The following is a 12776-nucleotide window of genomic DNA, read 5'->3' as shown; positions in this document are numbered from 1 at the left end:
GTCGCCGATCAATCCCCGGCAAAGGTCAGCGCGGTGATCCGCCGCTCCCGCTCGTTGATCGTCAGCGCGCGGCCCGCCGGCGCGGCGGCACGCTGCGGACATTCCTGGCGGAAGCACTGGCGGCACCCCAGCCCGATCGGCATCGCCACGCCGGCAAGGTCGAAGCCGCGAGCGACCGCCAGCGTCCCGGCATGTTCCGCCGCCACACCGATGCCGACCGCAAATTCGGCCGAAACCAGTCCGTATCGCTGCCCCTGCGGCGTCACCGTGCGCGCCATCGTAAGCCAGCGCTCGCCATCCTCCAGTTCGACCAACTGAACCGCGAGGTGCCCCGGCCGATCGAACGCATGGTGCAAATGCCACAAGGGGCAGCGCCCCTCCGCCTCGACCAGCGCCGCGCCGCTCGCCCCGGCATAGCGTTTCGATGACTGCCCCGCCCGGTCGACGCGGATCATGAAGAAGGGCAGCCCCCGCGCGCCGACCCGCTGAAGCGTCGTCAACCGGTGTGCGACATGCTCGAACCCGGCACCAAAGCGGCGCTGCAGCAGCTCGATGTCGTAACCCGTCGCCTCGCAGGCGCGCAGGAAGCGGGCATAGGGCATCATCACCGCTGCGGCGAAATAGCTGGCGAGATGGCGGCGGAACAGGCGATCGGCGGCGATCTGGTCGAAGCCGGCGCCGGTCACCAGCGCGTCGATTTCAGCCCGAGATTCGATCAGCGCCAGCTGGAACGCCGCGGCAAAGGTGCGGCTCGCCGGATCGAGCAATTCGGACAGCTGAAGCTGGCGCGCATGAAGGTCCAGCCGCCGCAGCACATCGGGCATCACATCGACCGGCAGGATGCGGATGGCGAGGCTGTGCTTCACCCGCAGCCGCTCGGCGATCGCGCCATACAGGTCGCCCGCGCCGAGCCGCAGCTCGTCGGCCAGCGCCTCCGCCGCTGCGTCCAGATCGGGGAAATGGTTGCGCCACCGGCCGATCTCCCGCCGTACCAGCGCCACCGGATCATCGCTGGGCGCCGCCGTTGCTGCCCCCTGCCCCGCGCGGTCGAAGGCGCGCGCGAATGCCTCCGCCCCGCCCGGCGCGGCGGCGAGCCATTCCTCCAGCTCGTTGCGATCGATCTCAAGGTCGGCGAACATCGGGTCGGCGAGCCGCCGCCGCATTGCGTCCCGCCCACCGCCCGGCTCGGCCGCGGTCAATGCGCGCGGATCGAAATCGAACGTCTCCGCCAGTTTCACCAGCAGGGTCGCTGATACCGGGCGCTGGTTGCGCTCGACCAGATTGAGGTAGCTGGGGCTGATCGCCAGCATCTCGGCCATCGCCGCCTGACTCAGCGCCTGCTGCCGCCGCAGCCGCCGCACCACATGCCCCGCCATCAACTTTCGCTCAGCCATCCCGCCACGCTGACCGAGCCGAGTTATTCTGTCAATTCTTTACAGCAATACAGATGATGTCTGCCGCTTGTCCGACCCGATGACACCGAATCATCAGAGCGCCGCGTTGTGAATACCCGCTCCATGCTGTTCTTATGATCGCAGTTGTAAGCATTCACACAGGAGGAACGACCATGGACGCTACCCCGCAGCGCAGCCGCGCCGTTTTCTCGACCGAGGACTTCGGCCTCATGAAGGAAGCGATCGGCGAGTATATCAAGAAGATCGCCGACGAACCCCGCTCGGCCAAATTCTCCAACCTGTACCATCGCCTCGGCCGCCTCGGCTGACCGCGAACCCGCCTGATCCAATCGTGCGGGACCGGTCCCGCGTGCCACCATCCGCGACAGGAACAATGATGACCTACCAGGAACAGACCAGTCAGATCGGCCAGCTCGTTGCCAGCTATAATGGCACGTGGGACGGGATCGACGCTGAATCCGTGGCGCGGATGCGGCTGCAGAACCGGTTCCGCACCGGCCTCGACATTGCGCGCTACACCGCCGGCATCATGCGCCGCGACATGGCCGCCTATGACGCCGATCCGGCCAATTACACCCAGTCGCTGGGCTGCTGGCACGGCTTCATCGGGCAGCAGAAGCTCATCTCGATCAAGAAGCATTTCGGCACCACCAAGGGGCGGTATCTGTACCTCTCCGGCTGGATGGTCGCCGCGCTGCGCAGCGAGTTCGGCCCGCTGCCCGACCAGTCGATGCACGAAAAGACCAGCGTTCCCGCGCTGATCGAGGAACTCTACACCTTCCTGAAGCAGGCCGATGCCCGCGAACTGGGCATGATGTTCCGCGATCTCGACAAGGCACGCGAGACGGGCAACGAGATTGAGGCGCAGCGGCTGACGCAGGCGATCGACAATTACGAGACTCACGTCGTGCCGATCATCGCCGATATCGACGCCGGCTTCGGCAATGCCGAGGCGACGTATCTCCTCGCCAAGAAGATGATCGAGGCGGGCGCCTGCGCGCTCCAGATCGAGAACCAGGTGTCGGACGAAAAGCAGTGCGGCCACCAGGACGGCAAGGTCACCGTGCCGCATGAGGACTTCCTCGCCAAGGTCCGCGCCTGCCGCTACGCCTTCCTCGAGCTGGGCGTCGATGACGGCATCATCGTGACGCGCACCGACTCGCTTGGCGCCGGCCTCACCAAGCAGATCGCTTTTTCGAAGGAGAAGGGCGACATCGGCGACCAGTACAATGCCTTCCTCGATTGCGAGGAAGTCACCGATCTGTCGACCCTGCGCGGCGATGTCGTGATCGAGCGTGACGGCAAGCTGATGCGTCCGAAGCGCCTGCCGTCGAACCTGTTCCAGTTCCGCGAAGGGACCGGTGCCGACCGCTGCGTGCTGGATTGCATCACGTCGCTGCAGAATGGCGCCGACCTGTTGTGGATCGAGACCGAGAAGCCGCACATCGAGCAGATCGCCTCGATGGTCGATCGCATCCGCGAAGTCGTCCCCAATGCGAAGCTGGTGTACAACAACAGCCCCAGCTTCAACTGGACGCTGAACTTCCGACAGCAGGTGTTCGACGCCTGGGTGGAGGCCGGCAAGGATGTCTCCGCCTATGACCGGGCGAAGCTGATGAGCGTCGATTATGACGACAGCGATCTGGCGGCAGAGGCCGACGAGCGGATCCGCACCTTCCAGAAGGATGCGGCGGCGCGGGCCGGCATCTTCCACCACCTCATCACGCTGCCGACCTATCACACCGCGGCGCTGTCGACCGACAATCTCGCCAAGGAGTATTTCGGCGAGGCGGGGATGCTCGGCTACGTCAAGGGCGTGCAGCGGAAGGAAATCCGCGAAGGGATCGCCTGCGTGAAGCACCAGAACATGTCAGGCAGCGACATCGGCGACGATCACAAGGAATATTTCGCCGGCGAGGCCGCGCTGAAGGCCGGCGGCGTCCACAACACGATGAACCAGTTCGCGGCGTAGCGCGGGCAAGGGCAGCCTTGCTGCCCTCACCTCGCGCAAGCCTGGCCGGCGGCGCCGCCCAGGCGCCGGTCGACGACGCGGCTTCGCCGCGGCGCCACCGGCCACCAAGTTCCTGGGGAGGAAGGATGCCCGTCGGTGCTCGTCACCGGCGGGCATTTCCGCGTCCCGCCTTGCGGCAGGTTACGGCGATGAAGCGGTGACCGGCACGCTTCCCGCTTGAGCCTGCCCCCGTGGAATGACACACTCGGCGTCATGAAGCGCGTCGCTGCCGCCGCCCTCGCCCTGCTGCTCTCGCTCGCAGCACTGCCGGCCCACGCCCAGGTGGTCATCACCTTCTGGAGCCATGAGTTCGGCAATCATTTCCCCCACGCCTTCTTCACCCTGCGGGGCACGCCAGAGGCGGGTGGCGAGCCGGTCGACCTCAATTACGGCTTCACGCCCAAGGCGGTGACCCCCGCCATCCTCTTCGGCCCAGTGGGCGGGCGGATCGATGTCGCCAAGCGCAGCTACATGGAGGGGAGCGACGCGCAATTCTCGCTCGTCCTCACCGACGCACAATATGCCTCCATTCTGCGGCTGGTCGATGAGTGGGACGACAAGAAGGGCGATGGCACCTACCGGATGAACAGCCGCAACTGCGTGCATTTCGCGCAGGAAGCAGCGCGCCGGGCGGGTCTCGTCACGCTCGATTTCCCGGACCTGATGAAGAAGCCTCGCTCCTTCCTGAAGGCGGTGGCGAAGGCGAATGCGGCGCAGGTCACGCTGATCGACCGCCATGGAAAGGAATATCTGGCATCGCTCGACGCGCAATCACCCGCACCTGCCGCCGGCGCGAATGCCGCGGTTGCAGCGCCTGCGGCGGCAATTGAGGTCAGCGCCCCGCCACCAGCACCGGTTCCGGTCGGCTGATCCGCCCCCGCCCCGCTCAGCGCGCGGGGACGAGTTCGATGATATCGAGCGTCGAATCGAACGCCGGCTGCGGCAGCGCGATACGCCAGCGATCGTCACCGATCCGGTCGACGAAGCCCGCCATGTCGCGCGCGCTGTCGCGTCCGTAGGGCAGCCAGCGCGCCTCGTCGCCGATCGCCAGCGTACCCAGGAACACTGCCCGCGCGGCGCGCAGCGGGAAGATCCGCCCGGCCGGGCGCTGTGACCCGGCGGTCTTTTCGAACATCCGCACCGGCCCCTCCCCGCTGACCCGGCAGGTATAGGCGGGATAGGCGACATAATCGCGCCCGCCCTTGGCCTTTGCGCCCAGCTTGAAGACGCGGCAGCGGTAATCGCCCGCGGGGGGAATAGGGTCGGGAAGTCCATGGTCGGGATTGAACAAGGCGCCCTGCGCGTCGATCTCGCGCGTGGCGCCGCTCGCCCGTGCGCGGCCCAGCGCGTCGAGCCAGACGGTGCGCCACGTGCGCAGGCGATCGCGATCGGACAATGTCGCCACCCGGCGCCAGTCCGCGACCGGGGCACGCGCGCCCGCTACCGTCTCCGGCTCCTGCCGTCCGCCGCACCCTGCCAGCGTCGCCGCCGTCATCAGCGCGACCACCGCCCGCTTCATCGCTGAGACCTTTCCCTGTTCGGCCAAGGGGCTAGTCCCTGATCACGCCGCGGTCCAGCCACCGTCCATCGACAGGTTGGTGCCGGTGATCGACGCGGCCTCCTCGCGGCACAGGAACACCGCCATTGCCGCCACCTGTTCAGGCGTGACGAACGCCTTGGTCGGCTGGGCGGCCAGCAGCACGTCATTGATCACCTGCTCGCGCGTCAGGCCGCGCGCCGCCATCGTGTCGGGGATCTGGTTTTCCACCAGCGGCGTCCAGACATAGCCGGGCGAGATGCAATTGACGGTGATGCCATCGGTGGCGGTTTCCAGCGCCACCGTCTTGGTCAGCCCGACAAGGCCATGTTTCGCGGCAACATAGGCCGCCTTGTTCGGGCTCGCGACCAGGCTGTGCGCCGATGCGGTGGAGATGATCCGCCCCCATCCCGCCCCCCGCATCAGCGGCACGCTCGCGCGCATGACATGAAAGGCGCTCGACAGGTTGATCGCGAGGATCGCGTCCCAGCGGTCGACCGGGAAATCGGCAATCGGCGCAACATGCTGGACCCCGGCATTGTTGACGACCACATCGGGCCCGCCGAGGTCGGCATGGCAGCGCGCGACCATCGCGGCGATCGCGGCAGGATCGGTCATGTCGGCGCCATCGTGTAGCGCCTCCGCCCCGCTCAAGCCGCTGAGCGTGCGGCATATGTCGGCAATCGCATCTGGCGCGCCAAAACCGTTCAGCATGACCGCCGCGCCCTCGGCGGCGAACGCTCGCGCATAGGCCAGCCCGATGCCGGAGGTCGATCCGGTGATCAGCGCCGTCTTTCCCTTGAGCAACATGGGGCACCTCCTGTGCATGGCCGGGGCCATCGCCATGCGCCGCGCGGCGTCGGGCATCAAGCGGGCGGCTTGCAACCGCCGATCCCCCTCGCGCATTCATGCCGCACCGGTAACAAGATCATCAAAGACACCAACCAGGGGGCACCGCGATGCGGCTCGACGATTTCGACAGGGACATCAACGTCGAGGATCAGCGGGGCCAGAGCTTCGGCGGGGGCGGCGGGGGCGGCCTGCTGCTCGGCCTGCTCCCACTGGTCGGCAGCCGGTTCGGCTGTGGCGGCATCGTCGTCCTGCTGATCGTCTTTGCGGTGTTCGGCGGGCTCGGCAATCTTGGCGGGCTGCTGAGCGGTGGCGGCACCGGCAGCGCGCCGCACACCCACGTGTCGCGCGGCAATGCGCCCGCGGGCGCGGGCGGCGGGGCGGCGGCGGCCTGCTCGGTCGATGCGGTAACGCGCGCGACCTGCAACGCCTTCTCCTCGGCCGAAAACACCTGGGAGCAATTGTTCGCGCAGTCCGGCGCTCCGTTCCAGGCACCCAAGCTGGTATTCTACAGCGGCCGTGGCCAGTCGGGCTGCGGCGCGGCGATGTCCGCCATGGGCCCGTTCTACTGCCCGTCGGACCAGGGCATCTATATCGACACCGGCTTCTTCAACGAGCTGGAGCAGCGGTTCCGCGCGGCCGGTGATTTCGCGCAATATTACGTCATGGCGCACGAATTCGGCCACCATATCCAGACGCTGACCGGCACCTCCGACCAGGTTCGCCGCCTGCAGGCGCGCGCCAGCGAGGCGGAGGGCAATGCGCTGTCGGTCCGGCTGGAATTGCAGGCCGATTGCTACGCCGGTGTCTGGGCGGCGCAGAACCGCAACCGCATGGATCCGGGCGACGTGGCTGAAGGGATGCGCGCTGCCGAGGCGATCGGCGACGACACGCTGCAGCGTGAGGCGACGGGCCGCGTCGCGCCCGAAAGCTTCACCCACGGCACCTCGGCGCAGCGCCAGACATGGCTGCAGCGCGGCCTGCAGAGCGGCGACCCCGCCGTGTGCGACACGTTCAGCGGCGCGATCTGACGCGACCGCATGAAAAAGCGGCGGCCGTCCGAACCGGACGCCGCCGCCTGTGATACCTGCGACGCCGACCGATCAGGCCAGCGGCGCAGCGCGCTAGATCAGAGCTTCACCAGCATCTTGCCGGTATTACCGCCGGTGAACAGGCCGAGGAAGGCGTCCGGCGTCGCCTCGATCCCGTCGAACACCGTCTCTTCGCGGCGCAAGCGCCCTTCCGCCTGCCAGCGGCCCATGTCGGCATAGAAATCCGCCACCCGCGCCAGATGGTCGCCGACAAGGAAGCCCTTGATGGTGATCCGCGCGCCGATCACCTTCGCCAGATACTTCAGCGACTGCGGTTTGCCGTCATTGTAGATGTCGATCATCCCGCAGATCGCGAAACGCGCGTGGAGCCGCGCCGCCAGCAGCGCCGCGTCCAGATGATCGCCGCCGACATTGTCGAAATAGACGTCGATTCCCTCGGGTGCCGCATCGGCCAGGGCCTGCACGACATTGCCCGCCTTGTAATCGATCACCTTGTCGGCGCCGAGCGACTTCACCCATTCCGCCTTGGCCGCGCCGCCGGCCGAACCGATGACGGTCATCCCCTTGGCCTTGGCGATCTGCACCACCGTCGATCCCACCGCGCCGGCGGCGGCGGAAACGAACACGACCTCGCCTTCCTTTGCCTGCGCGACATCGAGCAGGCCGAAATAGGCGGTCATGCCCGGCATGCCGAGCTGCCCCAGGAACGCTTCCTCCGGCACGTCGATCGGCGGCAGCTTCTGCACCTGCGCAGCCGGCAGCACGGCTTCCTCGCGCCAGCCCAGCATGTGCTGCACCTTGGTGCCGACGGGAAGGTCGGCGGCGCGGCTCTCCACCACCTCGCCGATCGCCCCGCCCTGCATGGGCTCACCCAAGGCAAACGGCGGGACGTAGCTTTTCACGTCGTTCATCCGGCCGCGCATATAGGGATCGACCGACAGCCAGCGGTTGGCGATCCGCACTTCATTCTCGCCCAGCGGGGCGGAGGGCTGTTCGATCAGTTCAAAGTCGCTGTGCTGCGGCATGCCCGACGGGCGCGCTCGCAAGGTCCAGGCGCGTGGCATCATCATCTCCCAGTTTCGGTTCTTGCGCCCGGGTTATGCATGAGCCCCGGCTTCCAGGCAAAAAAGCCCACGCGGCACAGCGCCCAGACGCAAAGAGCCCGGGCACGATGCCCGGGCTCCCTAGTGCCGACCGCAGAGGGGGACGGCCGGCAGCTAGCTCAATCAATACGTGCCCGAAAAGCTCCGATCGAGCGACGTGCGTCCCTCGTCCTTGCCATCGGTCCGCGTCTTGTCGCGGTTCTGGTCGCCGGTGCGATCGCCATAGCCGAACAGCGCCGAGCTGTTTTCCTCGTCACGCCAGTGCTTCTTGGCTTCGTCGGCGGTCTTGGTCAGCGTGACCTTGGTATCGACGGTCGCCAGCCAGCTCGACGGGATCGAATGGTGGCGCCCTTCGGCATCGGCGTCGTTCTTGGTCAGCAGGATGCGGTCACCGCGCACCTTGTCGACCGTGCCGACATGGCTGCCGTCCATGCCGACGACCTCCATATGCTCGGTCACCTTGTTCAGCGAATCGCGCTGCGTCTGGCGGTTGGTGCGCCAGCTGGAGAATTCATTCTCGAACTTGCTCCGGTTCTCGCGGCGATATTCGTCATAATCGCGGTCGAGCGACGCGATCTGCGAGCGGCGCCACGAGCCATAATCGCTGTCGCGGTGGTTGCCGTAGCGATCACCATAGTCCCGCTCGTCGAGGCGCATGTCTTCTTCGCGACGGCGCTCCGCCTCCTCGTCGCCGAACCAGGAACGCACCTCGTCCCCGGCGCGGGCGAAGAAACCGCGCTCGTCATAATCATAGCCCTGCGGCATCCCGGCGTAGCCGCCGCCGTGACGATGGCGCCCGCGGCCCTGATGCTCGTGCCGGCGATGCTCGTCATGGTCGCGGCCCCAACCGCGTCCCTGTCCGCCGCCACGATAGTCGTCGCGGCCCTGCCACGATCCATAGCCTGAGCCGGCGCCATAGCCCTGCTGCCCACGATCCCAGCGGTTGTCGCGCGACTGACCGTACGTCGACCGGCCATATCGCTCGCCAGCACCATAATAGTCGCCGTCGCGGCTCATGCGGCGGCCATCGCCCCAGTCGCGGGTGCTGTTGTCATCGTCGTAGCTGGCGTAGCGCCGGTCGCGCTGGCCATAGCCCTCATGGCCATAGTCGCGCTCACCATAAGGCACGAAATCGCGCACATAGTTGCGGCTGTCATCGTCGCGGTCGCGGCGCGTGCTGCCACCGCCGCCGCGCCCAAGGCGCCCCGCGGCCGCGTAGTCGCGCGCGCTGGAATATGTATAGTCACGGCCTGAGCCATAATCGCGGCCATAGTCCTGTTCACGGCCGGCTGGATCACCGCGCCCGTTTCGATCGTAAACCATGCCAGAAACTCCTTGCCTGTCGGACGGCGCCGGGGGTTCTGCGGCCCGGTCGCGCTACAAAACCAAGCAACGACACCGGGATATGTTCCTGTCGTTACGCAGGCGCATCAAGGTACCCGTCGTGAAGGCGGCTCTGGTCACCGATGGCGACGTTTCAGGATAGGGCGAGAAGCCGTTGCATCGCCCCGGATTGCGAGCTAAGGGCGTCGCTCCCGGCTGTGCCGGGACCGGGCGGGGCCGTAGCTCAGATGGGAGAGCGCTGCAATCGCACTGCAGAGGTCAGGGGTTCGATTCCCCTCGGCTCCACCACCCGCAAGTCGCTGAATTAGCGACCTTTTACCTTCACCTGCGAATCTTGCTCCCTACCAGCGCAACCACGTTGGTATCGCGGTGGTATCGCAAGTGGCTGTCCGTGAACTCCCCGACCGCTGCCCAGAACGCCTCGGTGGAGGCGATAAACTCCCGCAGATACTCCGGCCGCAGGTGCGTGTAGTTGGCGCCGGTGCCCTGTTCGCTGTGCCCCGCGGCCGCGTCGATCTGCGCTTCAGGCACGCCTTGCCGCTTGTGCCATGTATGGATCGTGTGCCGCAGCGTGTTCGGCGATCCGATCCCCACCATCTTCGGTCGGCGTTCTGTCTCGCCGAGCTTCCGGCGCGGCTCAAGCCAGATCGGCTTGCCGTCTGCATCGAGCGCCTGGCGGGCCAGTCCGAGATCCGGCCGCGCCTCGTGCGCCGCCAGCAACACGCCCTCGAAAGCGTTGGCGATGTTGGCGGTCGGTCGCTCGAACCATTCCGGCCCGTCCGCAGCTCGCGTCTTCTCGGACGTCGGCACGCGATAGACGATCGCCTTGCCGGTGAGGCTATCCACCCAAGGTGCGAGCGTCGGGCAGATCGGGACGATCGCGCGGCGCTTGCGCGTCTGCTCTTCGTCCGGCCGCAGGAAGTAGATCAGCCCGTTGCGGATCTGCGTGTCGGCATCCAGTTCGAGGATCGCCTCAGTCCGGCCGTGCGTGGACAGGTTGATCATCGTGAAGAGGTGGACGTGCTGGCGCGCCGGATTCGCAGCGGCCGCGTCCAGAATAGCCGCAACCTGCTCGGGGCTCCATTCCAGCTCCTTCCGCTTCTTCCGGCCCTTCACATCCTTGATCCGGGGCGCGGCCGTCAGGTGGTTGTTCTTCATCGCCCAGCTGATCGGTCCGCGCAGGGCCGCTATGTCGCGCGAAATCGTCGGGGCCGAAGCGCCCTGCGCCGATCGCCACGCGATGAATGCGTCGACCAGGCCGTTCGTGATCGAGAGGACGGTGAGCGGCTCGGGCAGCAGTCGCTTCGCGCGCATGTGATCCCAAAACGTCTCAAGGATCTCGACCGAATCGATGTAGCGTTCGGGAGCCTCAAGATGCGCGACATGCTCTTCCAGCCACATCGCGGTGAGATCCGCGAGCAACACGTCACCGGGCGCTGTCGCGACCGCCGGCTGCATCGCCTTGGCCTTCGCGCGCCACTCCGTCCAATGGTCGGCTAGGCGCTCTTTCGCCTCTTCTGGCGGATGTTCGCCGCGACCTCCGATACCCGTCGATGCGCGGCGCGTGACACGGCCGTCGAGCCAACAGATGTTCCAGTCGTCGCGATCGGCACGATACCAAAGCCAGAAGGGACCAAGTTCGAAGCGCCCGGCTGCGGCTGCGGCGGTGCCGCGGCGCTTTCCTCCTGCTGAACCGGCCGGCATTTCCTTCTGATCTCCATGGCCTCGCGGGCGCTTAGAACTGCATAGATGTCGTCGTCGAGCAAGGCCGTCACGTGTTCCGGCTCAAGATGGAGCCGCGTCCCGTTCTTTGCCGCCCGTCGGATCCGGCTCAGCATTTCGGTAAAGACCGGCTCGGCGATCGTCACGCGGCAAGCCTCCCCTTCTCTCCGGCGCGGCGCAGCTGCGCGGTGATGATGCGGGCGCCGCTGATCATTTCGACGATCCAGTTGCCCTGCTGAAGCCAGGCGAGCGCCGCATAACAATCCGCCAGTAGCACGAGCTGTTCGTCACCACGGCGGCGGGCGAGATCCCGCGCGCGCGCGGTAGCCCGCCCCAGATCCGCGGCGATCTCGCTTGCTGGTGCGCCGAAGTGCCCACCGGTCGCCTCATCCATCGTCGGCAGCGGCGGGTTCGTGCGATCGACGATCCAGCGCCACTGCGCGACCAACGCTCCGCCGCACCGCAGGCCGGCCTCAGCCGTGTTCGCTTCCAGCTTTCCGCGCTCAACCAGCGACGGGTAGCTGCGTTCGCGATCGGCGAGCAGGCGCGCCGCGGCCTCGGCGAGTAGCTCGCGATGCTCATAGCCGGTGAGCGCTGGTCGGCTCATGCGCGCCGCTCCCCGGCCTCGGCGCTGTAGGTCATGGCTTTGCGCGCGTCAGACAACAGCGATGCGGCAAGTTCTTCCGGTGTCTGCCACTGCAGCGGCTTGCGCCAGTTGGCCGCGCTCGTCCGGCGCCGGGGGGCGCCTGGCCCCCAATTCGCCGCGGTTCCTCCACCGAAACGCGCGTTGCGCGTCTCAGCGTAGCAATGGTCGCAGCCGGGACCGACCTTCTGGCACCCCTCCCACGGATTGAAGGTGTGATCGGTCCCTTCGATCGCGCTGTTCTCAGCCATGCTATCGCACCCTTCCCACGCCGATCTCGACCATCAGGCCGAGCCACTGGATGGTGATGATCCCGCCGTTGACGCTGTCGCGAACGGGGGTTGTGGTCGGACGGCCCGTGGCAATCAGCCAGTTGCGCCAGCGGCCGGCGGGGATCTCTGCCCCGCCGCCCGGGCGACTGGTGAGCGCAGCGCCGGTCCAGCCGCCCGCTTCTACTCGCGGGATCAAATGGCGAAGGATGCTCATGCGGCGCCTCGCTCAGTAAAGGCGGCGCGGGCGCCTTCGTATGCCGCCTGCCATTGCCGGGCGATCACGCCGGCAAGCGTCGGATCTTCGGCCCGCGCCTTCCTGTTTGGCACCAGGCGGTCCGCGATCGCGGCCGCGCGCTGTTCGATGCTGAGGCCGGCCATCAGAGCCTCCCCGCCGCCCATGCGGCGATGAAGTGCCCAGCCATGTAGAGCGCCATTAGGACAACGACTGCGACGCTGAACCGGCCGGTCCAGACGTCGTCGACGCTCTGCGCCTCATCCTCGCCGTAGAAGGTTAAGAGCCCGAGCGGCTCGGGAGCCGTGCGTTGCTGGAGCGGCACGACTTCGGGGGGTGCAGAACCGTTCCAGATCGTCGCTGCCCATCGTGGGGCGGCGCGGCGTTCAACCTCGTCTGTATGTGAATTGGCCAGCAACATGCGCGGCTCCTTTCGGAGGCGCATATGCGATTATCGCAAACTCGCGGTCAAGCGGTTTGTGTTCGATTATCGCATATTGGTATTCTAGACATCATTTGCGTTCTTTGTATGTTCTCTTTCGGTTGAGTCGCAGGAGAATAAGAGTGGCGCTGCTTTACCGCGTCGTTGCCTTCCA

Annotated in this window: 17 protein-coding genes and 1 tRNA gene; 6 read left to right on the top strand and 12 right to left on the bottom strand. The window is 66.8% G+C overall.

Translation table 11 applies throughout. The features are described from left to right. Positions 1-8 precede the first annotated feature (8 nt). Entirely contained in the window at positions 9-1394 is a 1386-nt protein-coding gene (locus CA236_RS01415) for a helix-turn-helix transcriptional regulator (RefSeq protein WP_125944246.1), read from the bottom strand. A gap of 173 nt (positions 1395-1567) precedes the next feature. Here CA236_RS01415 and CA236_RS18650 point away from each other — a divergent pair, with 173 nt between their 5' ends. From CA236_RS18650 to CA236_RS01405, 3 genes are all read left to right on the top strand, one after another. Next, entirely contained in the window at positions 1568-1723 is a 156-nt protein-coding gene (locus CA236_RS18650; protein WP_164518819.1) for a hypothetical protein, read from the top strand. 68 nt (positions 1724-1791) lie between these two features. Next, positions 1792-3387: an isocitrate lyase gene (locus tag CA236_RS01410; protein ID WP_046409305.1), complete on the top strand. Its 1596-nt coding sequence runs from the start codon at positions 1792-1794 to the stop codon at positions 3385-3387. Between the two features lie 252 nt (positions 3388-3639). Beyond that, positions 3640-4296: a hypothetical protein gene (locus tag CA236_RS01405; RefSeq protein WP_046409173.1), complete on the top strand. Its 657-nt coding sequence runs from the start codon at positions 3640-3642 to the stop codon at positions 4294-4296. 16 nt (positions 4297-4312) lie between these two features. On the opposite strand, the gene CA236_RS01400 is transcribed toward CA236_RS01405, so the two are convergent. Further along, positions 4313-4945, bottom strand: a complete 633-nt coding sequence (locus CA236_RS01400) for a DUF4893 domain-containing protein (RefSeq protein ID WP_125944245.1) — start codon at positions 4943-4945, stop codon at positions 4313-4315. Between the two features lie 42 nt (positions 4946-4987). Then, positions 4988-5773 (bottom strand): 3-hydroxybutyrate dehydrogenase, encoded by a 786-nt coding sequence (locus CA236_RS01395; protein WP_125944244.1) that lies wholly within the window; start codon positions 5771-5773, stop codon positions 4988-4990. Positions 5774-5922: 149 nt separating this feature from the next. On the opposite strand from CA236_RS01395, the gene CA236_RS01390 reads away from it, so the two are divergent. After that, the gene (locus CA236_RS01390; protein ID WP_125944243.1) at positions 5923-6843 is read left to right on the top strand and encodes a neutral zinc metallopeptidase; all 921 of its coding nucleotides are present in this window, start codon (positions 5923-5925) and stop codon (positions 6841-6843) included. A gap of 98 nt (positions 6844-6941) precedes the next feature. On the opposite strand, the gene CA236_RS01385 is transcribed toward CA236_RS01390, so the two are convergent. Together CA236_RS01385 and CA236_RS18915 are read right to left on the bottom strand one after the other, a co-directional pair. Further along, positions 6942-7928: an NADP-dependent oxidoreductase gene (locus tag CA236_RS01385; RefSeq protein WP_186313893.1), complete on the bottom strand. Its 987-nt coding sequence runs from the start codon at positions 7926-7928 to the stop codon at positions 6942-6944. 162 nt (positions 7929-8090) lie between these two features. Then, entirely contained in the window at positions 8091-9290 is a 1200-nt protein-coding gene (locus tag CA236_RS18915; RefSeq protein ID WP_206430483.1) for a DUF2171 domain-containing protein, read from the bottom strand. Positions 9291-9523: 233 nt separating this feature from the next. Between CA236_RS18915 and CA236_RS01375 the strand changes: the two genes are divergently transcribed. After that, positions 9524-9599, top strand: a tRNA-Ala gene (locus CA236_RS01375). 33 nt (positions 9600-9632) lie between these two features. Here CA236_RS01375 and CA236_RS18645 read toward each other — a convergent pair. Then, positions 9633-10469 carry a tyrosine-type recombinase/integrase gene (locus CA236_RS18645; RefSeq protein ID WP_164518818.1) on the bottom strand — a complete coding sequence of 279 codons (837 nt, stop codon included), beginning with the start codon at positions 10467-10469 and terminating at the stop codon, positions 9633-9635. On the opposite strand from CA236_RS18645, the gene CA236_RS18640 reads away from it, so the two are divergent. After that, complete coding sequence (locus CA236_RS18640; RefSeq protein WP_164518817.1) at positions 10459-10629, top strand: hypothetical protein; 171 nt, start codon at positions 10459-10461, stop codon at positions 10627-10629. The genes CA236_RS18645 and CA236_RS18640 overlap by 11 nt on opposite strands. Before the next feature lie 178 nt (positions 10630-10807). Here the strand turns inward: CA236_RS18640 and CA236_RS18635 are convergent, their stop codons facing one another. The 6 genes from CA236_RS18635 to CA236_RS01350 are packed head-to-tail and all read right to left on the bottom strand — an operon-like array spanning position 10808 to position 12601. Further along, entirely contained in the window at positions 10808-11179 is a 372-nt protein-coding gene (locus CA236_RS18635) for a hypothetical protein (protein ID WP_164518816.1), read from the bottom strand. Then, the gene (locus CA236_RS01365) at positions 11176-11640 is read right to left on the bottom strand and encodes a hypothetical protein (protein WP_125944241.1); all 465 of its coding nucleotides are present in this window, start codon (positions 11638-11640) and stop codon (positions 11176-11178) included. The genes CA236_RS18635 and CA236_RS01365 overlap by 4 nt, the downstream gene beginning before the upstream one ends. Further along, complete coding sequence (locus CA236_RS01360) at positions 11637-11927, bottom strand: DUF5131 family protein (RefSeq protein ID WP_206430482.1); 291 nt, start codon at positions 11925-11927, stop codon at positions 11637-11639. The genes CA236_RS01365 and CA236_RS01360 overlap by 4 nt, the downstream gene beginning before the upstream one ends. 1 nt (position 11928) lies before the next feature. Further along, positions 11929-12162 carry a hypothetical protein gene (locus tag CA236_RS01355; RefSeq protein WP_125944240.1) on the bottom strand — a complete coding sequence of 78 codons (234 nt, stop codon included), beginning with the start codon at positions 12160-12162 and terminating at the stop codon, positions 11929-11931. Further along, positions 12159-12326, bottom strand: a complete 168-nt coding sequence (locus CA236_RS18630; protein ID WP_164518815.1) for a hypothetical protein — start codon at positions 12324-12326, stop codon at positions 12159-12161. The genes CA236_RS01355 and CA236_RS18630 overlap by 4 nt, the downstream gene beginning before the upstream one ends. Continuing rightward, on the bottom strand, positions 12326-12601 hold the full coding sequence (locus CA236_RS01350) for a hypothetical protein (protein WP_125944239.1): 276 nt from the start codon (positions 12599-12601) through the stop codon (positions 12326-12328). The genes CA236_RS18630 and CA236_RS01350 overlap by 1 nt, the downstream gene beginning before the upstream one ends. Between the last annotated feature and the right edge of the window lie 175 nt (positions 12602-12776).

The organism is Sphingomonas sp. ABOLG (genome assembly GCF_003950435.1).
Lineage (GTDB): Bacteria > Pseudomonadota > Alphaproteobacteria > Sphingomonadales > Sphingomonadaceae > Sphingomonas > Sphingomonas panaciterrae.
The sequence above is the reverse complement of the archived record's forward strand: the minus strand, read 5'-3'. Positions and strand labels throughout refer to the sequence as shown.

Bases quoted from the DNA above. Each gene is read 5' to 3' on its own strand.
- CA236_RS01415 (WP_125944246.1), bottom strand. From the start codon at position 1,394: ATGGCTGAGCGAAAGTTGATGGCGGGGCATGTGGTGCGGCGGCTGCGG.
- CA236_RS18650 (WP_164518819.1), top strand. From the start codon at position 1,568: ATGGACGCTACCCCGCAGCGCAGCCGCGCCGTTTTCTCGACCGAGGAC.
- CA236_RS01410 (WP_046409305.1), top strand. From the start codon at position 1,792: ATGACCTACCAGGAACAGACCAGTCAGATCGGCCAGCTCGTTGCCAGC.
- CA236_RS01405 (WP_046409173.1), top strand. From the start codon at position 3,640: ATGAAGCGCGTCGCTGCCGCCGCCCTCGCCCTGCTGCTCTCGCTCGCA.
- CA236_RS01400 (WP_125944245.1), bottom strand. From the start codon at position 4,945: ATGAAGCGGGCGGTGGTCGCGCTGATGACGGCGGCGACGCTGGCAGGG.
- CA236_RS01395 (WP_125944244.1), bottom strand. From the start codon at position 5,773: ATGTTGCTCAAGGGAAAGACGGCGCTGATCACCGGATCGACCTCCGGC.
- CA236_RS01390 (WP_125944243.1), top strand. From the start codon at position 5,923: ATGCGGCTCGACGATTTCGACAGGGACATCAACGTCGAGGATCAGCGG.
- CA236_RS01385 (WP_186313893.1), bottom strand. From the start codon at position 7,928: ATGCCACGCGCCTGGACCTTGCGAGCGCGCCCGTCGGGCATGCCGCAG.
- CA236_RS18915 (WP_206430483.1), bottom strand. From the start codon at position 9,290: ATGGTTTACGATCGAAACGGGCGCGGTGATCCAGCCGGCCGTGAACAG.
- CA236_RS18645 (WP_164518818.1), bottom strand. From the start codon at position 10,469: ATGAAGAACAACCACCTGACGGCCGCGCCCCGGATCAAGGATGTGAAG.
- CA236_RS01365 (WP_125944241.1), bottom strand. From the start codon at position 11,640: ATGAGCCGACCAGCGCTCACCGGCTATGAGCATCGCGAGCTACTCGCC.
- CA236_RS01360 (WP_206430482.1), bottom strand. From the start codon at position 11,927: ATGGCTGAGAACAGCGCGATCGAAGGGACCGATCACACCTTCAATCCG.
- CA236_RS01355 (WP_125944240.1), bottom strand. From the start codon at position 12,162: ATGAGCATCCTTCGCCATTTGATCCCGCGAGTAGAAGCGGGCGGCTGG.
- CA236_RS18630 (WP_164518815.1), bottom strand. From the start codon at position 12,326: ATGGCCGGCCTCAGCATCGAACAGCGCGCGGCCGCGATCGCGGACCGC.
- CA236_RS01350 (WP_125944239.1), bottom strand. From the start codon at position 12,601: ATGTTGCTGGCCAATTCACATACAGACGAGGTTGAACGCCGCGCCGCC.